Origin of the sequence: Streptomyces sp. NPDC051064, from assembly GCF_044455985.1 — a bacterium.
Taxonomy (GTDB): domain Bacteria; phylum Actinomycetota; class Actinomycetes; order Streptomycetales; family Streptomycetaceae; genus Streptomyces.
Window position 1 is genome coordinate 113,441 of the sequence record NZ_JBITFK010000010.1, and the last position, 20,253, is coordinate 133,693.

At 68.8% G+C, this 20,253-nt stretch carries 18 protein-coding genes, 1 tRNA gene and 3 pseudogenes; 12 read left to right on the top strand and 10 right to left on the bottom strand.

All coding sequences use genetic code 11. The features are described from left to right. Positions 1–40: 40 nt before the first annotated feature. Complete coding sequence (locus tag ACIBCU_RS31270) at positions 41–637, top strand: CGNR zinc finger domain-containing protein (RefSeq protein ID WP_362927912.1); 597 nt, start codon at positions 41–43, stop codon at positions 635–637. Positions 638–1,621: 984 nt separating this feature from the next. On the opposite strand, the gene ACIBCU_RS31275 is transcribed toward ACIBCU_RS31270, so the two are convergent. Both ACIBCU_RS31275 and ACIBCU_RS31280 read right to left on the bottom strand, forming a co-directional pair. Beyond that, the gene (locus tag ACIBCU_RS31275) at positions 1,622–1,843 is read right to left on the bottom strand and encodes a transposase (protein WP_399235774.1); all 222 of its coding nucleotides are present in this window, start codon (positions 1,841–1,843) and stop codon (positions 1,622–1,624) included. 12 nt (positions 1,844–1,855) lie between these two features. Continuing rightward, positions 1,856–1,993 (bottom strand): annotated as a pseudogene (locus ACIBCU_RS31280) (IS3 family transposase); the annotation flags it as partial. On the opposite strand from ACIBCU_RS31280, the gene ACIBCU_RS31285 reads away from it, so the two are divergent. Next, a complete protein-coding gene (locus tag ACIBCU_RS31285) occupies positions 1,940–2,302 on the top strand; it encodes a hypothetical protein (RefSeq protein ID WP_399235776.1) in 363 nt (120 codons plus the stop codon). The pseudogene ACIBCU_RS31280 and the gene ACIBCU_RS31285 sit on opposite strands and share 54 nt — an antisense overlap. Before the next feature lie 461 nt (positions 2,303–2,763). On the opposite strand, the gene ACIBCU_RS31290 is transcribed toward ACIBCU_RS31285, so the two are convergent. Further along, a complete protein-coding gene (locus ACIBCU_RS31290) occupies positions 2,764–3,153 on the bottom strand; it encodes a DUF6281 family protein (protein ID WP_362927910.1) in 390 nt (129 codons plus the stop codon). A 236-nt stretch (positions 3,154–3,389) separates the two neighbouring features. On the opposite strand from ACIBCU_RS31290, the gene ACIBCU_RS31295 reads away from it, so the two are divergent. From ACIBCU_RS31295 to ACIBCU_RS31305, 3 genes and pseudogenes are all read left to right on the top strand, one after another. Further along, positions 3,390–3,728: a cyclic-phosphate processing receiver domain-containing protein gene (locus ACIBCU_RS31295; protein ID WP_362927909.1), complete on the top strand. Its 339-nt coding sequence runs from the start codon at positions 3,390–3,392 to the stop codon at positions 3,726–3,728. A 185-nt stretch (positions 3,729–3,913) separates the two neighbouring features. Further along, the gene (locus ACIBCU_RS31300; protein WP_362927908.1) at positions 3,914–4,396 is read left to right on the top strand and encodes a hypothetical protein; all 483 of its coding nucleotides are present in this window, start codon (positions 3,914–3,916) and stop codon (positions 4,394–4,396) included. A 435-nt stretch (positions 4,397–4,831) separates the two neighbouring features. After that, positions 4,832–5,214 (top strand): annotated as a pseudogene (locus tag ACIBCU_RS31305) (tyrosine-type recombinase/integrase); the annotation flags it as partial. 142 nt (positions 5,215–5,356) lie between these two features. On the opposite strand, the gene ACIBCU_RS31310 reads toward ACIBCU_RS31305, so the two are convergent. Together ACIBCU_RS31310 and ACIBCU_RS31315 are read right to left on the bottom strand one after the other, a co-directional pair. Continuing rightward, positions 5,357–5,432 (bottom strand) — tRNA-Arg (locus ACIBCU_RS31310). Between the two features lie 283 nt (positions 5,433–5,715). Next, positions 5,716–6,117, bottom strand: coding sequence for a helix-turn-helix domain-containing protein (locus ACIBCU_RS31315; protein WP_362927907.1), 402 nt, complete (start codon positions 6,115–6,117; stop codon positions 5,716–5,718). A gap of 172 nt (positions 6,118–6,289) precedes the next feature. Between ACIBCU_RS31315 and ACIBCU_RS31320 the strand changes: the two genes are divergently transcribed. Both ACIBCU_RS31320 and ACIBCU_RS31325 read left to right on the top strand, forming a co-directional pair. Further along, on the top strand, positions 6,290–7,765 hold the full coding sequence (locus ACIBCU_RS31320; protein ID WP_399235553.1) for an MFS transporter: 1,476 nt from the start codon (positions 6,290–6,292) through the stop codon (positions 7,763–7,765). Positions 7,766–7,863: 98 nt separating this feature from the next. Beyond that, positions 7,864–9,535 (top strand): annotated as a pseudogene (locus ACIBCU_RS31325) (class I adenylate-forming enzyme family protein). A gap of 6 nt (positions 9,536–9,541) precedes the next feature. Here ACIBCU_RS31325 and ACIBCU_RS31330 read toward each other — a convergent pair. Next, positions 9,542–10,819, bottom strand: coding sequence for a M6 family metalloprotease domain-containing protein (locus ACIBCU_RS31330; RefSeq protein ID WP_362927904.1), 1,278 nt, complete (start codon positions 10,817–10,819; stop codon positions 9,542–9,544). 254 nt (positions 10,820–11,073) lie between these two features. On the opposite strand from ACIBCU_RS31330, the gene ACIBCU_RS31335 reads away from it, so the two are divergent. Further along, entirely contained in the window at positions 11,074–11,736 is a 663-nt protein-coding gene (locus ACIBCU_RS31335; protein WP_362927903.1) for a TetR/AcrR family transcriptional regulator, read from the top strand. 194 nt (positions 11,737–11,930) lie between these two features. After that, entirely contained in the window at positions 11,931–13,451 is a 1,521-nt protein-coding gene (locus ACIBCU_RS31340) for an MFS transporter (RefSeq protein WP_362927902.1), read from the top strand. A gap of 33 nt (positions 13,452–13,484) precedes the next feature. Here ACIBCU_RS31340 and ACIBCU_RS31345 read toward each other — a convergent pair whose 3' ends face one another. Beyond that, on the bottom strand, positions 13,485–13,997 hold the full coding sequence (locus tag ACIBCU_RS31345) for a MarR family transcriptional regulator (RefSeq protein ID WP_362927901.1): 513 nt from the start codon (positions 13,995–13,997) through the stop codon (positions 13,485–13,487). 181 nt (positions 13,998–14,178) lie between these two features. Here ACIBCU_RS31345 and ACIBCU_RS31350 point away from each other — a divergent pair, with 181 nt between their 5' ends. Next, complete coding sequence (locus tag ACIBCU_RS31350; RefSeq protein WP_362927900.1) at positions 14,179–14,961, top strand: class III extradiol ring-cleavage dioxygenase; 783 nt, start codon at positions 14,179–14,181, stop codon at positions 14,959–14,961. Here ACIBCU_RS31350 and ACIBCU_RS31355 read toward each other — a convergent pair. Next, positions 14,909–15,451 carry a GNAT family N-acetyltransferase gene (locus tag ACIBCU_RS31355; RefSeq protein ID WP_399235778.1) on the bottom strand — a complete coding sequence of 181 codons (543 nt, stop codon included), beginning with the start codon at positions 15,449–15,451 and terminating at the stop codon, positions 14,909–14,911. The two genes, ACIBCU_RS31350 and ACIBCU_RS31355, sit on opposite strands and share 53 nt — an antisense overlap. A 186-nt stretch (positions 15,452–15,637) precedes the next feature. Here ACIBCU_RS31355 and ACIBCU_RS31360 point away from each other — a divergent pair, with 186 nt between their 5' ends. Beyond that, positions 15,638–16,639, top strand: a complete 1,002-nt coding sequence (locus ACIBCU_RS31360) for an RNA polymerase sigma factor RpoD/SigA (RefSeq protein ID WP_399235556.1) — start codon at positions 15,638–15,640, stop codon at positions 16,637–16,639. 135 nt (positions 16,640–16,774) lie between these two features. On the opposite strand, the gene ACIBCU_RS31365 is transcribed toward ACIBCU_RS31360, so the two are convergent. Beyond that, complete coding sequence (locus tag ACIBCU_RS31365) at positions 16,775–17,764, bottom strand: helix-turn-helix transcriptional regulator (RefSeq protein WP_399235558.1); 990 nt, start codon at positions 17,762–17,764, stop codon at positions 16,775–16,777. A gap of 61 nt (positions 17,765–17,825) precedes the next feature. Here ACIBCU_RS31365 and ACIBCU_RS31370 point away from each other — a divergent pair, with 61 nt between their 5' ends. Continuing rightward, positions 17,826–19,400 carry an MFS transporter gene (locus tag ACIBCU_RS31370; protein WP_399235560.1) on the top strand — a complete coding sequence of 525 codons (1,575 nt, stop codon included), beginning with the start codon at positions 17,826–17,828 and terminating at the stop codon, positions 19,398–19,400. A 14-nt stretch (positions 19,401–19,414) separates the two neighbouring features. Here the strand turns inward: ACIBCU_RS31370 and ACIBCU_RS31375 are convergent, their stop codons facing one another. Beyond that, positions 19,415–20,161: a DUF6227 family protein gene (locus tag ACIBCU_RS31375; RefSeq protein ID WP_399235562.1), complete on the bottom strand. Its 747-nt coding sequence runs from the start codon at positions 20,159–20,161 to the stop codon at positions 19,415–19,417. Between the last annotated feature and the right edge of the window lie 92 nt (positions 20,162–20,253).

The following is a 20,253-nucleotide window of genomic DNA, read 5'->3' on the forward strand; positions in this document are numbered from 1 at the left end:
ATAATTTCTTACTCCGGTTACCGTAGCAGAGGAGTAAGGTGTGTACGTCGATTTCTCCGATTACAAGCTGGGGGCGGGGATGGCGACCGACCTCGTCAATACCTCGCCCCAAGTGCGAAAGAGCACCGGAGAGGCACTTCCGAGCCCCGATGCCCTGGGGCGGTTCCTCAACGATCACGGCATGGATGCAGATGAAGCGGCGCACGAACGAGAGCTGGCCGACAGCGACGTGGACCAGGTGCACGTCCTCCGCCAGGAGGTACGAGACGTCCTGGAACTAGCCACACCTGCCGAGATGGTCGATGCCGCAACTGCACTCGTCCGGAGAGCAGGGAGCGGCCCGACCCTCTGCCGTGACGCTGCAAACCGCTGGCAATGGTGCGTTGCCGTGCCATCCAACGCCTCGATCGCGGACCGGATGGCCGCCGTCATCGGCACGGGACTGCTCGGCACGTTGCAATCCCTGAACCATGACCGCTTCCGGCCCTGTAGCTCACCCGACTGCGAGGGCGTCTTCGTGGACACGAGCAAGGCCGGACGCCGGCGGTACTGCATGCCCGAGGTATGCGGCAATCGTCTCAACGTCGCCAGCCACCGGGCCCGTCTGCGAGCAACCCCGCCGAAAGACGGGACCTAGCCTGCTCCTCGGCATGGCCACAACCTCAGGGGACCGGGATGCTACCGAGGAGCGTGAAACGCGGCGGCTCGTGCCCCGGAGAGCCCCACTGCCGTGCCGTTCGTGGACACCGCACAGGGACTGGACCGCTTCGTCCCGAAGCAACTTGGGGGAGTGCTCGACCTCGGGCCCGCCCCCCTGTGAGCTGCTGCGATCGTCCTTCGGCGTGCGCTGGCGTCCGCCTCCGTCCGACTGCGTTGTCACGCAGTTGGGCACTCACCTGGCACGACCCGCGTTCGGTTATGGCATGCGTCCAAAGCCCGGCGGAGCGCCAAGTCGGCCCCATCAGGCGCACTACCGGCACCGCCAAGAACCTCCTACAGTCCATGCGTATGGGCGGGTTATGGGACTTCTTAAAGAAGCATTGGGGAGTCGTGATCCTCGTATTGGGGATCTTGGCTTGGGCTGCGAACGTCATCGGGCCGGTGGTGTTCGTCGTGGTAGCAGGAGCATCGGTCCTCTACTTTCTGCTATCCGCGCCGTTGAGGTGCATAGCCATGGGCCGCCAGGGGAGATGCCGCAACAACGCTCACGGCCTGTTGCGCGGCTGCTGGATCCGGGAGCACAAGTGGCAGGGCTTGAAGGCAATGCGTGGAGCAGGCGAGGAGGGGCAGGGGCCAAGCACCGTACTTACGCAGGACAGGCAGCAGATGAGTGCATCCCTGGGTGTCGCAGTAGGGGTGCTGTCCGCGATCGTCGCTTGTGCGGATTTCATCTTTAAGTGATCTTGGGAACCGGTGCGTCAGGAGATGTCACCGGGGGGTTCACATCCGCCACCCACCGCAGATGAGCGGCCCTTGGCCAGGTGAATCAGGGCCGTTCTCTTGCGTGCAGCCCAGACAGCCCGCAGGGTGCATGAACGGTCGAGCTGGTTGCTGTACTCCACTGCTGTACAGCACGCCCTCTGAGCTTGTTCCGCTTTGACGGACACCTTTGGTGTGGTGGTCAGGCTGCGAGTGCGGTCTCGTACTCGGCGGGGCTGAGGTAGCCGAGGCTGCTGTGCAATCGGTGCAAGTTGTACCAGCCCTCGATGAAATCGAAGATCGCGGTGCGGGCGGTGGCCCGGCTGGGCCAGGCGGAGGTGCCGAGCAGTTCGCGTTTGATGGTCGAGAAGAATGACTCCGCGAGCGCGTTGTCCCAGCACTGACCAGTGCGGCCGACCGACAGTCGGACCTCGAACTAGGCTGCCAGAACGGCGAATTGCTGGCTCGTGTATTGACAGCCGCGATCCGAATGGAAGATCACGGAATGGGTGGGGCGACGCTGCCGGCAGGCGGCTGTCAGCGCCTCGGCCACCAGCTCGGTTCGCAGGTGATCGGCGGTTGCCCAGCCGACTACGCGCAGGGAGGCGATGTCGATGACCGTCCCGTTGACGACGAACTGATCCGCCGCAATCCCTGCCGGGTCAAGGGCGCAGACCGCTACGACGTGCCCGAGCGGCCTGTGTTGTACCCAGGCGCGAAGGTTCTCCCCGCGTCGGAAGCGACCCGCCGCTGGACGCAAGCCGTCGGGATCGACTTCCATGAGGTTCGCATCGAGACCAACGCACACCGTCTCACCCTGCTGTTCTCGGACTTGCAAGTCAGCGAGGTGCCAGACGGCTACGCCCCCTTCGTCACGGAGTAGCGATCAACCCCCGAACACAACGAAGGGCCAGCCTGGGAGGAAACCCTCCTGAGCTGGCCCTTTTCCTGTGCCCCGGCAGGATTGGAACCTGCGACACCCGCTTTAGGAGCGTGGTGGGGCGGGTTGGGGTTTGACCTGCGGGATATCGACTTCGGCGTCTGCCGGCTGTGGCCCTCGCCAGTAGCCGCACTTCCCCGTAAGTCCCCGCTCCTTCTGGCACGTCTGTGGCACGGACCGACCTCTCGATATGAACTCGCCCGCGGCCGCCCTCGAGCGCTTATAGGAGCGGTCCGGTCCGGGTTGCTGTGCGTGATCGCCCGTTATGACTGCACCATCACCGATTCCGCATGACCACGCTGCTGTCGACCAGCCGGTCGTGCAGGCCCTGCTTCTTCGGGCTGAGGTTGGTCACGTTCGGTGTGGCGTCAGACTTGGAACCACACCGAAACCCGCGTTTCAGATCAGGAACCGTCGATCAGTTTCTGTACCTCGGGTGGGAGCTCCGAGTCGGAGGAAACGGCGAAGAACGTGGCTGTCTCCGGCGTGTCCCCAACGGCGATGGCGACCTTGGGAGAGATGCCGTCCACTTCGTAGGCAGTCTCCGTCAAACCGGCCGGCTCCTCGCTCTTGCCCCGGCCGCCGGTGTCTTCGCAGGGTGGTTCGGTGGCGACTCCGAGCTTCTTCCCGAGTGTGAATTCCACGTTCCCCACGTCTTGATACGTTATGCCCTGGTAGGTGTACTGAGCGACGCAGGAGGCTCCACCGCCACCGCTGTCGGCCGTGCACGCGGCTACTGACGTCACCATGGCCGCCGCCACTAGCAAGCCGCCGGATCGCCTGGTCCAGCTCATGTGTGTCCCCCTCAGTAGATGCTGCAAAGAAGAGGAGTGCCTCCTCTTTGCCGAGTGACCTCGCCATCACTCAGCACGGGAATGAGATCGCGCCCGTGGTGAGGCTCTCGTGTTCCGACCTTCGACGTCGGCACCTCGGATCAGGTTCCCCTGCCGCGCGTTTTTCAAGGTCAACTACGCCGGGGCCATGGGTGGTACGTCAGGCCGTGTATTCGTCGTGCTGTGATGATGGGCGGGTGAAAGAAGAGTCGCCCGCACCGACGCCCGTCATCCTTGGCATTGACGACCTCCGGTCGCTGCCCTGGGCCACGCAGATCGCGCGCACCAGCGGCGAAGGTGTCAAGCTCCTGCAAGAGCATCGCGGCAGCTTCATCGACCAACTCTGGCTCGACCACGACCTCGGCGGCGACGACAGCATCTTGCCCGTGGTGACCCTCATGGAAGAAGCCGCTTTCAACGGACGGCCTTTCCGAATCGGAACGGTCTTTGTGCACAGCGCCAACCCCATTGGCGCCGAGACCGTAGTCCGGTCGCTCACACGCTGGAATTACCAGGTCCGGCGGGCGACGGCCTAGGAATCTGATTTTGAGGTCTGGCCTCATCCTTATCAGGTCGATCATGGGGAGTCGCCGACGTCGGCCAACCCGCCTTGTTGCTCGGCCGACTGTCCGCTGAGGTTCGACATCGACCGCGGCGGTCCGCCCCTGTTGGTGTCAGGCATCCGACCCTGGCTGTCAGTGCTGCATGGCACTGTGCCGCCATGACGACAACGACAGAACTCACCCTCTTCGCCGACTACTTCCAGATACACGTATCCGACGCGGATTCGGACCGTGATCTGAGCGACGCGTGGACTGAACAGGCCGTTGCCGATCACCTCGCGGTTGCACCGGATGCGCTTGGCATCGGCACAGTGGTCAATGTCAACGTATCCGTCACTGTCGTCGTCCTTCCTCAGGAGCCGAGTGATGACAGCTCGGAATTCGATCACGTTGTTGAGGCCGGCCTCGATGTGTCGTTGGGTCACCTGGCGGTTCTGGGCTGCACGGACTATGCCCCCGAGGCGGCGACATTCGAGGTCCCGCCAGGCTGGAACCGCGTCCGCGTGTCCCAGAGCAACTTGGCTCGGGCGTCTAAGGCCGACGTCGACTCTCACGAGAGCCCCGAGACCACTGAGAAGATCCGTATCCAGGTATGGGCGGCCCCGGAAAGCCCAGCAAAGATCATCAAGCGGTGGTCTTAGCTCGACGGAGACTGCGATGGCTGCCTCATGTGCCCGTCCTTCGAGCCGAAGTTTCACCACCATCCGTTACCCGCCACTCACCCCAGCTCCCATCCCGTCCGCCTTCGACCCACACACCGTGGAGCGGGCGTGGTTCAGGGCGTCAAGGTGGAGCGCTCCACTGTACGAACGACCTTGACGCCCTGGGCCGGGGCTGCTCGGCTCTGCCTGGGTCAGAGGTGGTCGGGATGGGAGCCCACCACGCTCACCACGAATCCGCCGGCACCCGCGAACGGCGCCCCTCCCGTCCCGGAGTCTGAGCACCCCCGCCGGAGGCATGTCTTGAAGCCGCGGGCTTGGTTCTCGTCTCATGCCCTCGGGCCTACCCACTGCGGGCGCGCGTCGGCGGCGGCGGCAGCGCCGAGCGGGCCGAAGGCAGGAGCGCGGGCGCAGCCGAAGCCTCGGCGCAGGCTCAGCACCTACGACACATACGAAGCACATGTCCGGCTGTACTCGGTGCCCATGGTCGGAGGGAAGCGGCTGGAGTCGCTCGGTGTCGCTGATGTCCGGCGCTTCCTCGTCCACCTGGAGAACAAGACCACCGCGGCTACTGCCAAAGAATCGCACCGGGTGCTACGTACGCAGCGTTCGTCCTCGCCATCACGATGGGCCTGCGGCGCGGGGAACTGGTCGGGCTTCGTTGGACTGACGTGGACCTCGAGAACCGAGTCCTCTACGTCCGCCAGCAGACTCAGCGCCGGCGCGGCGTTCTCTACGACGACGATCCCAAGGGGCGCCGCCGCCGGGCTCTTCCGCTGCCACGATGGACGTCTACACCCACGTCGTCCACGACACGCAGCGTGAGGCGATCAGCCACATGGACCGCCTGCTCAAGCGCCGTCTGCCGGGCGCCTGAAGCACGACTGCCGTCAAACGGTGCCGTCAAAAAGGCCCGGACCATGATCGGTCCGGGCCCTTTCCTGGTGCCCCCGGCAGGATTCGAACCTGCGACACCCGCTTTAGGAGAGCGGTGCTCTATCCCCTGAGCTACGAAGGCGAAGGCGCGGCTCCGAAAACGTGTGTCCGGGTCCAGTTGGGCCCGGGCATTCGGTTCCGGTGAGCCGTGCGGTGCGGGGCCGTGGCCCTGCACCGGGATCAGTGTAGCGGGTGGGTGCGTTCCGCGACGGGGCGCTTCTCCGTCCTGGGCGGCTCGGGCGGCGGCTGTGCCCAGCTGCGGCCGGCGCTCCTGCCCGGCGCGGCTGTCGAACGCCGGGCGCCGGTGTTCCCGTCGGCGCGCCCCGCCCACCCGGCCGCTGCGCAGGGGAGCGGGCGGAGGCGGTCTACTCGGCCTGGTCGAAATCCTGCCGCGCCTTCTCGACACGCGGCAGGTTCTCCGCGGACCAGTCCGCGAGGTGGGCGAAGAGCGGCGCCAGGCTGCTGCCGAGCTCGCTGATCTCGTACTCGACCCTGGGGGGCACCTCCGGGTGGTACGTGCGCACCACGAGCCCGTCGCGCTCCATCTGCCGCAGGCGCTGGGTGAGCACCTTCGGAGTGATGGTGCCGATGGTGCGCTGCAGCACGACGAAGCGCTGGCGCCCGAAGGTATGGAGCGTCCAGAGGATCGGCGTCGTCCACCGGCTGAAGACGATGTCGAGCACCGGGGCGATCGGGCACGCCTGCTCCGAGGTCACTTCCTGAGCGGGGGCGGTCCGGGCGCCCGGCCGTGCGGTGCTGGTGTTCATACGAACCTCCGGGTAGTCACTTTCTTCTAGGTACCTACTTTATTCAGGATGCTAGCTTCCCGGAAGACGCCACAGAGCACCGCCGTTACCGGCCGTCAGCCATGCCGTTCTCCCCGCTCCACGGGGCTTCGCCGCGTCCCCTCATCCGTTCCGCGTTCTCCGAGGAGTTGTCATGTCAGTTCAAGAGTCCCTGAGCCCATCCGCAGCGAAGCCGGACGCCGGGCCCGCCCGTCGCCCCGGCCTCATCCTGGCCTTCCTCTGCCTCGCCGGCTTCATGACGTTCCTCGACGTGTCGATCGTGAACGTCGCCCTTCCCACCATCGAGGACGATCTCCACATCTCACAGACGGCTCTGCAGTACGTCGTCACCACGTACGGCATGCTGCTCGGCGGATTCCTGCTGCTGACCGGCCGGCTCGCCGACACCCTCGGCCGTCGCCGGATGCTCCGGACCGGTCTGGTCCTCTTCGCCGTGTCCTCGCTGTTCGCGGGGCTGGCGCAGAACTCCGCCATGCTGATCGGCGCGCGTGGTGCCCAGGGCCTGGCCGCCGCGTTCATGGCCACCGCCGCACTCAGCCTGCTGACCGGCAACTTCGAGGAGGGCCCGGCGCGCAACAAGGCGCTCGGCGTGTGGGGCGCCCTCAGCGGGGTCGCCGCCGTCGCCGGTGTCACCCTGGGCGGGCTGCTCACCGACGGGCCGGGCTGGCGCTGGATCTTCTTCGTCAATGTGCCGATCGGTCTCATCGGCGCCCTGGTCGCCCCGATGGTCGTCGGTGAGAGCCGCGCCGCCGAGCGCCCCCGCGGCTTCGACATCGCGGGGGCCGTCGTCCTCACCGCCGGCCTGATCCTGCTGATCTTCACCCTCGGCCAGACCGTCGACGACTCCGACGTCCCCATGACCCGTATCTACGGCGGGTTCGCCCTCTCCGCCCTGCTGCTGGCCGGCTTTTTCTTCATCGAGCGCCGCGCGGCGGCCCCGCTGGTGCCGCTCGGCGTCTTCCGCCGCCCGTCCCTGCGCGCCGCCAACGTCATCGCGATCCTGCTCCTGGGCACCTGCGTCAGCCTGTTCTTCTTCGCCAGCCTCTTCATGCAGCAGGTGCTCGACTACTCGGCCGTCACCACCGGTCTCGCGTACGTCCCGCTCGCCCTGACCACCGCCGTCGGTGCGGGCGTCGCCTCGCAGGTCATCACCAAGGTCGCCGCCAAGCCGGTCCTGATGACCGGGCTCACCCTGGTCGGCACCGGCATGCTGCTGCTGTGGAGGGCGCCGTCCGTCGCGGCCTACCCCGTCGACCTGCTGCCCGCGTTCATCATCTGCGGACTCGGTTTGGGCGCCTCCTTCGTGCCACTCCAGATCTCCGCGTTCGCAGGCTCCGAGGAGCACGAGTCGGGTCTGGCCGCCGGCCTCATCAACACCTCCCAGGAAATCGGCGGAGCCCTCGGCCTCGCCGTCGCCGCCACCTACGCCTTCCGCCGGGTCGACGAACTGGAGGCGCGGAGCAAGGGTGTGCCCGAACTGGTCGACCAGGCCCGCACCACGGTCTTCCACGACGCCTTCCTCATCAGCGCGGGCTTCGCGGCCGCCGCCCTCCTGGTCACCCTGGTGATGCTGCCCCTGACCAAGGCCAAGCCGGTGGTGGCCGGTTGACGCGGGCAGGGTGCGGGCATAGCGTCGCCGGGTCGCTGAGTCCGTACGTGGAGAGGCCGTTCGTGTCGCACACAGACGACCCCGGCCGCTCGCCGGACCTGGACGCCTCCGCCCGTATCGAGGCGTTGACCGGTCCCGGGGCGCCGTTCGCCGTGGTGCGCGCCGAGCACGGGCCCCTGGTCTACGCGAACGGCCCGCGCACACTGCGGGAGTTCGTGGAGACCACCTGGGCCTTCGGTGACCAGCCGTTCCTGATCTCCGGCGAACGGATGTGCTCGTACGGCGAGTTCTTCGCGGCCGCCTCCTCGCTCGCCCGGCGGCTCACCGAGTCGTACGGGCTCCGCCCCGGTGACCGGGCCGTGGTGGCGATGCGGAATCACCCCGAGTGGCAGATCGCGTTCTGGGCCGCGCAGCTCGCCGGTCTCGTCGCCGTACCGCTCAACACCTGGTGGACCGAGGCGGAGTTCGGCTACGCCCTCGACGACTGCGAGCCGGCGGTGCTGCTGGTCGACGGGGAGCAGGTGCCGAAGGTGGCGGACCGGTGCCGGAGGACGGGGGCGCCCCTCGTCGTCTTCCACGGCGAGGGGGAGCTGCCGCCCGGGGCCGAGAGGTACGCGGATCTGCCGGAGCCCGATCCGTACGCCGCGCCGCCCGAGGTGGAGATCAGGCCCGAGGACGACTCCACGATCATCTACACCTCCGGCACCACCGGGCGGCCCAAGGGGGCCGTGGCCACCCACCTCGCGCAGGCGGGAGCGGCCCTCAACCCGCGCTACCAGGCGGCAGCCTCGGCGCTGCGGCGTGGAGTGGTCCCGGGGCAGGGGCCGGCGCCGGTCACGCTGATGACGTTCCCGTTCTTCCACGTCGCCGCGTTCACCGGCCTGTACGCGGCGATGGCGGCGGGCGGCACCCTCGTCCTGATGGAGAAGTGGGATGCCGAGGAGGCCCTGCGGTTGATCCGCCGGCACGGGGTCACCCACTACGCGGGCGTCCCGGCCACCGCGCTCCAGCTGCTCGCGGCGGCGGACCGCGCGGGCGACGGTCTGGAGAGCCTGAAGGGGCTGAACACCGGAGGCGCCGCGGCTCCGCCGGATCTGGTCGCCCGGCTCACGGCCCGGCACGGCGAGCGGATCGAGCCGCGCAACGGCTACGGCCTGACCGAGACCAGCGGCGGCGTGCTGGCCGTCTTCGGCGCCGCCTACCGGGCGCACCCGGACTCCGTCGGAACCCCGACGCCGGTCACCGAGGTGCGGATCGCCGGACCCGCGGGCGAGGCGCTCCCGGACGGCGAGACCGGCGAGCTGTGGCTGCGCGGCCAGTCCCTGGTCCGTGGCTACTGGCGTGACGAGGCGGCGACGGCCGAGGCGTTCACCGGCGGCTGGTTCCGTACGGGGGACCTCGCCGTCGTCCGGGACGGGCGGGTGTCCGTCGTGGACCGGATCAAGGACATGGTGATCAGGGGCGGCGAGAACGTGTACTGCGTGGAGGTCGAGGCCGCACTGCACGATCACCCCGACGTCGAGGACGCGGCGGTGCTCGGCGTCCCGCACCCGGTCCTGGGCGAGGAGGTCGCGGCGGTCGTCCGGGTGAGCCCGGCCTCCGCCGTCACGGGACGCGCTGCGGGAGCACGTGGGCCGGAGCCTGGCGGCATTCAAGGTCCCCGCCCATGTGCTGGTGACGAGGGAGCCGCTGCCGCGGAACGCCACGGGGAAGATCCTCAAGCGGGAGCTGCGCGGCGTGGTCCAGGAGCACGCGCGGCAGGGCTTCTAGGGCCGTCTACGGCCGGGTGATCCGTATCCGGTAGTTCCCGTCGGGGTCCTTCTCCCGTACGGATATGCGTATGCCGTCCGCCCGGTCGGTGAACGTCTCGCCGGGTTCGAACGGGGCGTCGGAGAGCTCGGCGTGGACATTGGGCCGCCGGGTGCAGCCGCCGCTGTCCTCGGTGCTGTCCTCGACGGAGACCGGGCCCTGGCCGGTGTCGACGTCGGAGCTCACCTTGTAGACGAGGACGCCGGGCCGGCAGACCGCTTCGTCGTTGCCCTCCGCGGTCCGCACCTCCACCGCGTAGCCGGACTCCGCGCTCACCGGCACGAAGACCAGCTTGGGGCCGCCCGTCGTGGCCAGCGGTCCGAGGACGTGCTCGCTGGTGCCGGGCATGGCGGCGCAGCTGATCTGGTCGTCGGCCAGCCAGCCGAGCTTCCACTTGTGCCAGCCCAGGAGGTCGTTGTTGGCCCCCCAGTCCTCGGACATGATGTCCCAGTGCCCCACGGAGCCCCCGCCCTCCATCGTGTAGAGGTCGGGCAGCCCGAAGACGTGGCCGTTCTCGTGGGGCAGCACCCGGTAACCGGTCTCCGCGTACGAGCCCGAGCCGTCGTCCTGGCGGCTGTAGACGAAGGACGTGTTGGCGAGCGGGGTGCCGTCGGCGAACGGGGCGTCGTCGTTGCCGGAGAAGGTCACCGAGAGGACGGTGTCCAGCGCCGAAGGGCCGGCGTTGGGGGTGACCAGTACGTTGACCAGGTCGTACGCCGAGAAGTCGACCTTCGGATCGGCGACGGTCACCAGGTCCTTGACCATCTTGCGGTAGCCCGGTTCGTACGGTGAGCCGCGCTCGATGCCGTACTCGGAGAACGGCAGCGGCATCCGCAGCCAGTCCTTCACGGGTGTTTCGGGCAGGTAGGTGAGCCGGCCGTAGGAGCTGGTGCGGAACCAGTCGGAGGTCTGCGGGAAGAATTCCGCGAGCCGGTCCCCGGCCGGTTCCGTCGCCTGCGCGTCGGGGAAGTCGATCATCAGGTTGAGTGCTTTGATCCGGCCGGTGGAGCGTGCGTAGCCGGGGGCCGTCGGCATGCCCTCCGACATCTGCACGCCCATGGCCGTGGGTATTCGGCACGGTGCGAGGCCGGTGCCCCGAGGGGTGGCGGCCGGTCCGGCGGAGGCGCGGCTGGCGATGGGGAGGGTGGAGCTGGCCGATGCCATCGTGGCGATGACCAGGGCCGTCGCTCCGGCGAGCGCGAGGGGGCGGCGGTGTCCGCGTATCCGGTGGCGGGGCTGCTGCATAGGGCGTCGCCTTCGGTCCGCGGCAGCCAGCCGGTCCTGCACTGCGCTCTGGCGATCAGCCTCTGCCGGGTCGTGGGGGACCGCTCGCTGGGTGCGCCGATGGAGGGTTTCCGGCACGGCATCCATGTGATGCAGGTCACATGAGGCCGGGAAATAACCGGGGATCCTCTCCCCGTTTGCACCTGTGTCCCCGCGAAACGGGGAAACGGTCCCCGGTTGACGCGAGGGCCGGTCATCCACCGGAAAGGGAAGCCGTGAAGTCCGTCGCCTCCGTCGCCACCTGCGCCGCACAGCGCCGTACGTCCCGCCCGCGGGCCGACGCGCTGCGCAACCGGGAGCGGATCGTGGCGGCCGCGCGCGAGATGTTCGTCGAGTTCGGCCCGGATGTGCCGCTGGACGAGGTCGCGCGGAGGGCAGGAGTCGGCAACGCCACGCTCTACCGGAACTTCCCCGACCGGGCGGCCCTGATCCACGAGGTCGTCCTCGCCGTCACCTCCCGCACCACCGACCGGGTGGAGGAGGCCGTCGCGGCCGAGTCCGACCCTTTCGCCGCCCTCAGCCGCTTCGTGCACGCGGCGGCCGACGAACGGATCGGCGCCCTGTGCCCGATGCTGTCCGGCGGCTTCGACACCGACCATCCCGAACTGCTCGCCGAGCGCCGACGCCTCGAAGAGGCCGTCGAAGGGCTCGTGGAGCGTGCCATGTCCGCAGGGAGGCTGCGCGCCGACATCGCCGTCGGTGACGTACTCGTCGCCCTCTCCCAGCTCACCCGGCCGCTGCCCGGCATCGCCTGCCTGGACATAGACCGGTTCACCCACCGCCATCTGCAGCTGTTCCTGGACGGTCTGGAAGCCCCGGCCCGCTCCGAGCTGCCCGGATCGGCGGCGACCTTGGAGGACCTGCGCAGCGGGTGCTGACACCCGCGCACCGGAGAACCCCGACCCACAGCCCTCGGTAAGCAGCCCTCGGCGGCCGCACCCGCCCTGAAAGCCGGCCCGGACCTCATGGTCCGGCCGTCGGCCCCGTTCGCCCTTTTCCGGTTTCGTACGCGGTCCGTTCGCGGCCCGTGCGCCGGACCCGGAACTCTTCGTGTCCTTAGGTGGCTACTCCCATGTCGAAAACAGCCGGCACCCTTCCGGATCCCAGCCGCTGGAAAGCGCTGGCCTTCATCGCCCTCGCCCAGCTGATGGTCGTGCTCGACGCGACCATCGTGAACATCGCCCTGCCCTCCGCCCAGACCGACCTGGGCATCTCCGAGGGCAACAAGCAGTGGGTCATCACGGCCTACGCCCTCGCGTTCGGCGGACTCCTCCTCTTCGGCGGACGCATCGCCGACCTGTGGGGCCGTAAGCGCACCTTCGTCGTGGGCCTGCTCGGATTCGCCGCGGCCTCCGCGCTCGGCGGCGCGGCCCAGGGCGAGGCGATGATGTTCGGCTCCCGCGCACTGCAGGGTGTCTTCGGCGCCCTGCTCGCCCCCGCGGCCCTCTCCCTGCTCGCCGTGATGTTCACGGACGCCAAGGAGCGCGCCAAGGCCTTCGGTATCTACGGGGCCATCGCCGGTGGCGGTGGCGCGGTCGGCCTGATCCTGGGCGGCTTCCTGACCGAGTACCTGAACTGGCGCTGGACCTTCTTCGTCAACATCCCGTTCGCGATCGTCGCCGCCGCGGGTGCCTACTTCGTCATCCGTGAGCCGGCCGGCGGCCGCAACCGCTCGGCGCTCGACATCCCCGGCGTCGTCCTGTCCACGCTGGGCCTGGTCTCGCTGGTGTACGGCTTCACCCGTGCCGAGTCGGCCGGCTGGTCGGACTCGCTGACCATCGGCATGTTCGTCGCGGCCGCGGTGCTGCTGCTGGCCTTCGTCATCACCGAGTCGCGTGTGAAGTCGCCGCTGCTGCCGCTGCGCGTCCTGACCGAGCGCAACCGTGGAGGGGTCTACCTCTCGCTGGGCCTCGCCATCATCGCGATGTTCGGGCTCTTCCTCTTCCTGACGTACTACCTGCAGGTGGTCAAGGGATACTCGCCGGTCAAGACCGGCTTCGCGTTCATGCCGATGATCGTCGGCATGATCACCGGTTCCACGCAGATCGGGGCCCGGCTGATGACCCGGGTCCCGCCGAGGCTGCTGATGGGCCCCGGGTTCCTGGTGGCGGCCGTCGGCATGCTGCTGCTGACCCAGCTGGACATCGACACCTCGTACGCGGCCGTCATCCTGCCGGGCCAGCTGCTGCTCGGCCTGGGCATGGGCACGGCGTTCATGCCGGCCATGTCGCTGGCCACGCACGGCATTGAGCCGCGTGACGCGGGTGTGGCCTCCGCGATGGTGAACACCTCGCAGCAGGTCGGCGGGGCCATCGGTACGGCGCTGCTCAACACCATCGCCGCCGGTGCCACCACCGCGTACATCGCCGATCACGCCGCCGGTGCGGGCGACCCGAAGCTGCTCCAGCTGCAGGCCATGGTCGCCGGCTTCGCGAGCGCCATCTGGTGGGCGGTCGGCATCCTGGCCGCCGCCTCGGCGATCGCGGTGGTCCTGATCAACACCGGGCGTCCGGGCACCGGCGCCGCGAGCGGCTCGGGGGACCTGGCGGACGGGATCGATGACGAGTTCAAGATCCCGGTCGTCGCGCACTGAGCGCACGGCCCCGTGCGTCTGCCCTGGTTCCGCTCAGCGGAGCCAGGGCAGATCCGCGTCCGTGCCCTCCGGCTGCAGGCCGGTGGCGATGACCTGCATGATCTCGCCGAGGCTCTGCACCTGCTGAGGGCTGAGCCGGGCGAACATCGCCTGGCGTACGGCTTCGACGTGCCCCGGCGCGGACCGCGCCAGCATGGCGTAGCCCTCGTCGGTGAGGATCGCGTTCTGGCCGCGCTTGTCGGAGGGGCAGTCCTCGCGGCGGACCCAGCCGTTCTTCTCCAGCCGGGCGACGGCGTGCGAGAGGCGGGACCGGGTGATCTTGGCGTCCTTGGCCAGCTCGGTCATGCGCTTCCGCCGCCGGGGCGCCTGGGAGAGGTGGACGAGCAGTCCGTAGTAGACGTGCGGCATGCCGGCGTCGCGCTGCAACTGGCGGTCGAGATGGTCCTCCATGAGCGTGGTGGCGTGGAGATAGGCGCGCCACACGCTCTGTTCTTCGTCGGTGAGCCACCGAGGCCCGCCGGGGGATGCCGTGGTCATGTACTCCACTGTACGACCTTTTCTTGAAAGTTGAACTAGATAAGGCTAAGGTCTCCGGTAGTTGGAACTTGAAGATTCAAAGACTCGGTTCCCAAGAGCCGGTCGCGAATCCCCGGTGCTCGCGCAGATGCCAGTTCCCGGTACCTGTAGTGAACACACATACCTTGATCAGCAGAGGAATGGGAGCGTCATGACAACCGCCGCGGAACGTATGCCCGCTCTCTACCTCTCCCACGGTGCGCCGCCGCTCGCCGACGACCCGGTCTGGCCCGGCGAGCTCGCCGCCTGGTCGGCGGGGCTGCCGCGGCCCAAGGCGATCCTGATGGTCTCCGCGCACTGGGAGGAGGCCCCGCTCGCTCTCGGCGCCACCCGGGCCGTCCCGCTGGTCTACGACTTCTGGGGCTTCCCCGAGCACTACTACCAGGTGAGGTACGCCGCCCCGGGGGCCCCGAAGCTCGCGGACGACGTCCGCAAGCTGCTGCGCGGCGCCGGGACCCCGGTCCAGGACATCCCCGACCGGGGCCTCGACCACGGGGCGTACGTGCCGCTGGTCGAGATGTTCCCGGGCGCCGACATCCCCGTTCTCCAGATCTCGATGCCGACGCTCGACCCGCAGAAGCTGATGGCCATCGGGCGCAAGCTCGCGCCGCTGCGCGACGAGGGTGTGCTGATCGTCGGGAGCGGCTTCTTCACGCACAACCTGGCGGCGCTGCGGCACTCCGGGGGCTCCACGCCCGGCTGGTCGGCGGAGTTCGACGACTGGGGGCACCGTGCGCTCCAGGCGCAGGACGTCGACTCCCTGCTGGACTTCGAGCACGCGTCGCCGGCGGGCCGGCTGGCCCATCCCCGCACCGAGCACTTCGCTCCGCTGTTCGTCACCCTCGGCGCGGCCGAGGGTGAACTCGATCAGGGGCGCAGTGTCATCGACGGCTTCTGGATGGGTCTGGCGAAGCGCTCCGTGCAGTTCGGCTGAGCAGCGGCTTCTCGTACCAGGCCACGTCCCAGTACCGGCCGAACTTCCGGCCCACCTCCGTGTAGGTGCCGATGTGCCGGAAGCCGAAGGCGTGGTGCAGCCGGGCCGAGGCCTCGTTCGGCTGTGCGATCCCGGCGTACGCGCGGTGGATGTCCTCGTCGGCCAGAGCCTCGAACAGCGCCTTGTACAGGAGCGTGCCGATGCCGCGGCCCGTCGCGTCGGGGGCGCAGTACACGCTCACCTCGACCGAGGTGCTGTAGGCGGCCTTGGGGCGGAACGGGCCGCTGGTGGCATAGCCGAGGACATGCGGAGCGTTGTGCCGGGTACTCGGGTCCAGAGCAACCAGGAGCCGGTGGGGGCCGTCTTCCGGATGGGAGCGCAACCACGGCAGGCGCTCCTCCGGGGTGAAGGCAACCGTGTCGAAAGTGAGCGCGGTCTCACGGACGTAATGGTTGTAGATGTCCGTCAGGGCCTCCAGGTCGGCTTCCATACCGGGCCTGACCTGCACTTCTGTGGGTATCTGCACCTTGTGTCCTTGCATTGGGGGCGACAGGGTACTGCATGATCTCGAAAGCGAATGGCCCCCGTGGGAATTCTGTCCGGATTCCAGTCGTTGTTTCCATCGGATGCAGGGCACCCGGGAGGGTGTCGCGACCTACTCAGCAAGGGAGCACGCATGGCAACCCGTGCCGTCGCCCGTCGTTCGTCCGCCAGCACCGGCGGGACCGACCGGGCAAGCAGTGTTCGCGCCGTGGGCGGGGAGATCGCCGATCGCGACCTGGTCGGCATGTACCTGGACGAGATCGCTCGCACACCGCTGCTCGACGCCGCCAAGGAGGTCGAGCTCTCGCAGACGATCGAGGCGGGCGTCTACGCCCAGCAGATCCTCGGCGGAGTGGTGGAGAGCGAGGCCGGCGGAGCGAAGCGTGAGGAGCTGGAGGCGCTGGTCGCCGAGAGCGAGCGCGCCAAGGACATATTCATCCGCTCCAACCTCCGGCTCGTCGTTGCCGTGGCCAGGCGCTACCCCAGGGCGGGTCTGCCCCTGCTCGACCTGATCCAGGAGGGGAACGCGGGCCTGGTGCGCGCGGTCGAGAAGTTCGACTACGCCAAGGGCTTCAAGTTCTCGACGTACGCCACATGGTGGATCCGGCAGGCCATCACGCGTTCCATCGCCGACCAGTCCCGCACGATCCGGCTCCCCGTCCACCTCGTGGAGGAGCTCGGCAGGATCCGACGTGTGCAGCGTGAGTTCAACCGTGAGCACGGGCGCGACCCGGAGCACGCGGAGATCGCCGCCGAGCTCGACTCCACCACCGAGCGCGTGGGCAACGTCCTGGACTGGGCCCGTGACCCCGTCAGCCTGAACATGTCCGTGGACGACGACGGCGACACGCAGTTCGGGGATCTGCTGGAGGACACCTCCGCCGTGTCGCCCGAGCAGTCCGTGATGACGCTGCTGCGCAGCGAGGAGCTCGAGGACCTGATCTCCAAGCTCGACAACCGCACCGCCTCCATCATCAAGATGCGGTACGGCATCGAGGACGGCCGCGAGCGGACCCTCACCGAGGTGGGCAAGCAGCACGGTCTGACGCGGGAGCGGATCCGCCAGATCGAGAAGCACGCATTGCTCGAATTGAAGCGAATGGCTCACGACACGGGCTTTGACGCTGCGGCGTGAGCCGATAACCCGTAATCTCCCCATCAAGCCGGTTCGCACCGGCCCGACGACCGGTCTCCTTTCCGGTCCCCTGAGCTGAGTCCCGGCGCCCACCCCCCCCGGCGCCGGGGCTCATTCATGTCCGCCCCGCAGCGTTCACGTCCTCCCCGCCGCCGGCCGGGGTGACGCGGCGCGGGTCAGGCGGGCACCCAGGACGCTGAGGTGCTCCACGAGGTGCGGGGGCCCGTGCACCTCGAACTCGCATTCCACGAGTGCCAGCCGCAGCGCCACCCACTCCATCGAGTCGGAGGAGGCCGTGCGCAGCCGGCAGCTCTGCTCGCCCGTCGGCTCCACCGGGCCGAGCGTCGAGGGCAGCCGTGCCGTCACGAAGCCCGCCGGGGCCCGGAAGGTCACGTCGAGGTGCAGCTCGGGCTGTGTGCGCGACATCGACGCGGCGAAGAACTCCGCCGCGTCCCCGCTGCTGGTGGGCAGCTCGCGCGGGGTGAATCGGGATCCGGTGGCGAAGGGCTCGCTCACCCGGTCCACCCGGAAGGTGCGCCAGTCCTCGCGGTCCAGGTCGTACGCGACGAGGTACCAGCGGCTGCCGGTACTCACCAGCCGGTACGGCTCGGCCTGCCGCCTGGACGCGGTGCCGTCCCCCGAGCGGTACGCGAAGCGCAGCCGTTCCCGCCCGGTGACCGCCGAGGCGATCGCCGTGAGCGTGCGGGGGTCGATGGTCGAACCGTCGCCGCGGGTGAGGGGCACGGTGGCGTTCTGCAGGGAGGAGACCCGGTGCCGCAGCCGCGACGGAAGCACCTGCTCCAGCTTGGCCAGAGCCCGTACGGACGCCTCGTCGACGCCTTCGATGGCGTGACCGGCCCCGGCCCGCAGGCCCACCGCGATGGCCACCGCCTCCTCGTCGTCCAGGAGGAGCGGCGGCATGGCGGTGCCCGCGACCAGGCGGTAGCCGCCGACCGAACCCCGCGACGCCTCGACCGGATAGCCGAGGTCGCGGAGACGGTCGATGTCGCGGCGGATGGTGCGCGCGGTGACGTCGAGCCGCTCGGCCAGCTCGCTGCCTGGCCACTCGCGAGGTGTCTGGAGGAGCGACAGCAGTTTCAGCAGTCGTGCCGGGGTGTCGGTCATGGGTACAGCATGCCCATCCATTAGGTCACTCTCTGACCTGTTGCACCTCTAGCTTCCTCTCATGACTTCATCCGAATCTCTGCCGGTCACGGCAGCCGCCCGCACGGCGTCGACAGGGCCGGCCACGCCGCAGGACCCGGCGGACAGGCGCCGCTGGTTCGCGCTCGCGATCGTGATGACCGCGGCCTTCATGGACCTGGTGGACGTCACGATCGTCAACATCGCCATCCCGAGCATCACGCGGGACACCGGCGCCTCGTTCACATCGATCCAGTGGATCACCGCCGGTTACGCGCTGGCCTTCGCGGCCGGTCTGATCACGGGCGGCCGGCTCGGTGACGTCTACGGCCGCAAGCGGCTCTTCCTCGTCGGCATAGGGGGCTTCACGATCGCCTCGGCCCTCTGCGGCTTCGCCGTGAACCCGGAGATGCTGGTCGCCTCGCGCATCCTGCAGGGCGGTATGGCCGCGCTGATGGTGCCGCAGGTGCTGTCGATCGTGCACGCCACCTTCCCGGCGCACGAGCGCGGCAAGGTCTTCGGGCTGTTCGGCGCGATCGTGGGTCTGGGCGCCGTGTCCGGGCCGCTGCTGGGCGCCCTGCTCACCGAGTGGAACTTCTTCGGCCTGGAGTGGCGGCCGATCTTCCTGATCAACCTGCCCGTCGGCATCGCCGGACTGGTGCTCGGGCGGAAGTTCATCAGCGAGTCCAAGGCGCCGAAGGCACTCCGGCTGGACCTGACCGGCGTCGCCCTGGTGACGCTCGGCCTCCTCATGCTGCTGTACCCGCTGACCCGGGGGCGCGAGCTGGGCTGGCCGCTGTGGGGCCATCTGTCGATGGCCGCCAGCCTCCTGGTGTTCACGGCGCTCATCGTGTTCGAGCGCAGGAAGGCGGACCGGGACCGCTCGCCGCTCATCGAACTCTCGCTGTTCCGGGTGAAGAGCTTCGCCGCGGGCACCGCCGTGCAGCTGACCTTCGGGATCGCCCTGGGCATCTTCTTCCTGGTCTGGACGCTCTACCTGCAGATGGGACTCGGCTGGAGCGCCCTGCGCGCCGGTTCGACCGGGATCCCGTTCTCGGTCGCCGTCTCGGCCGCGGCGGGGATCTCCGTGCAGAAGCTGGTGCCCCGCTTCGGCCGCAAGGTGCTGCAGGCCGGCGCCCTGCTGATGATCGCCGGGCTGCTGCTCTACATCTGGGAGGCCGGGCGCTACGGACTGGCCATCAGCCCCTGGCAGATGGCGCTCCCGCTGGTGGTCATGGGCGTGGGCATGGGGCTGATCGTGGCCCCGCTGACGGACGCGGTGCTCTCCGGAGTGCCGAAGGCGCACTCCGGCTCGGCATCCGGGCTGATCAACACGGTGCAGCAGATGGGCACAGCGCTCGGGCTCGGCCTCGTCTCGGTCGTCTTCTTCGGCTCGATCAGTGACCGGCTGCCGCCGGAAGCGATGGGTGCGGCGTTCGTGGACGCGTTCCAGCAGTCGCTGTGGTGGGTGGCCGGGGTACTCGCGGTGATCTTCCTCGTGATGTTCGCCCTGCCTGCCAGGCCCCAGGTGCATCTGGAGGGCGGCGTCGCCGAGGACACGGGCCCCGGAGAGCCGCAGGACGGCGAGGTCCGGAAGGAGCCCGTGCTGACGAGCTGAACCGGACGGCCGGGTCAACAGATCCGGGTGCGGTTCTCCATGGCCATGCGGGCGCTCTGCTCGTCGTCGTACACCTCGCACATGTGCCGGCCGTCGGGCGTGGCCGTGTGCTCGACCTCCCACAGGCTCGTCTCGCTGCCGTCCAGGAGGAGGAAGGCGTGCTCGTAGAGCGTGAAACCGGCATCCCGTCCGTCGACGTGGTACTGGCGGCCGAAGACCTGCGTGATGTGGTGGGCGAAGGCGGCCCGGAGGAGTCCGGCCGTCGCGGCGCCCGGCCGGTCGCCGTTCTCCGCGCGGCGCAGGACGCGGCGGGCGTGGTCCGCCGAATTGTCCGGGGCGTACATGCGGGGCAGGGGGGCCGGGGGGACGCTCATGAGCAGGGTGAGCGCATCCAGGTCCTCCCGCAGGCTGTCGTCACCGAGGGCGGGGGTGTCCCAGAAGCTGCCGGCGAGGCGTGCGGCGGCGAGCTGGGCGTCGCCCTCGTCGTCGTACAGCTCGTGGCTGCGAGGGGCCGGGATGTCCCTGCCGCCGCCGTGGACCAGCTCCCACAGGGTGAGCGTGGTGCCGTCGGAGAGCAGATACGTGTGCCGGTAGGTTTCGCGGTGGAGTACGGAACTGTGGTGGGAAGAGTGCAGGGAACTGCTGTGTGCCAGCGCTGTCCCGAGCCGGTCGACCGTCGTGTCGGACAGGTCGAAGGAGTTGAGGGCGCATCGCAGGAGTCGCTCGAGGTGCTGCTCGGTTGTCTCGTACGGATCGCTCAAGGTGCTGTCTCCAGGCCGTCGCCGCGTGTTACCCGATGCGTGCATAACGTAGTCCCTGGGTCTGACATCGTGACCGGGGTTCGCAAAAAACG

Excerpts from the sequence above, each read along its gene's own strand:
- ACIBCU_RS31330 (WP_362927904.1), bottom strand. The coding sequence starts at position 10,819 with ATGCAGCAGCCCCGCCACCGGATACGCGGACACCGCCGCCCCCTCGCG.
- ACIBCU_RS31340 (WP_362927902.1), top strand. The coding sequence starts at position 11,931 with ATGTCGAAAACAGCCGGCACCCTTCCGGATCCCAGCCGCTGGAAAGCG.
- ACIBCU_RS31320 (WP_399235553.1), top strand. The coding sequence starts at position 6,290 with ATGTCAGTTCAAGAGTCCCTGAGCCCATCCGCAGCGAAGCCGGACGCC.
- ACIBCU_RS31300 (WP_362927908.1), top strand. The coding sequence starts at position 3,914 with ATGACGACAACGACAGAACTCACCCTCTTCGCCGACTACTTCCAGATA.
- ACIBCU_RS31360 (WP_399235556.1), top strand. The coding sequence starts at position 15,638 with ATGGCAACCCGTGCCGTCGCCCGTCGTTCGTCCGCCAGCACCGGCGGG.
- ACIBCU_RS31355 (WP_399235778.1), bottom strand. The coding sequence starts at position 15,451 with ATGGAAGCCGACCTGGAGGCCCTGACGGACATCTACAACCATTACGTC.
- ACIBCU_RS31370 (WP_399235560.1), top strand. The coding sequence starts at position 17,826 with ATGACTTCATCCGAATCTCTGCCGGTCACGGCAGCCGCCCGCACGGCG.
- ACIBCU_RS31290 (WP_362927910.1), bottom strand. The coding sequence starts at position 3,153 with ATGAGCTGGACCAGGCGATCCGGCGGCTTGCTAGTGGCGGCGGCCATG.
- ACIBCU_RS31365 (WP_399235558.1), bottom strand. The coding sequence starts at position 17,764 with ATGACCGACACCCCGGCACGACTGCTGAAACTGCTGTCGCTCCTCCAG.
- ACIBCU_RS31315 (WP_362927907.1), bottom strand. The coding sequence starts at position 6,117 with ATGAACACCAGCACCGCACGGCCGGGCGCCCGGACCGCCCCCGCTCAG.
- ACIBCU_RS31350 (WP_362927900.1), top strand. The coding sequence starts at position 14,179 with ATGACAACCGCCGCGGAACGTATGCCCGCTCTCTACCTCTCCCACGGT.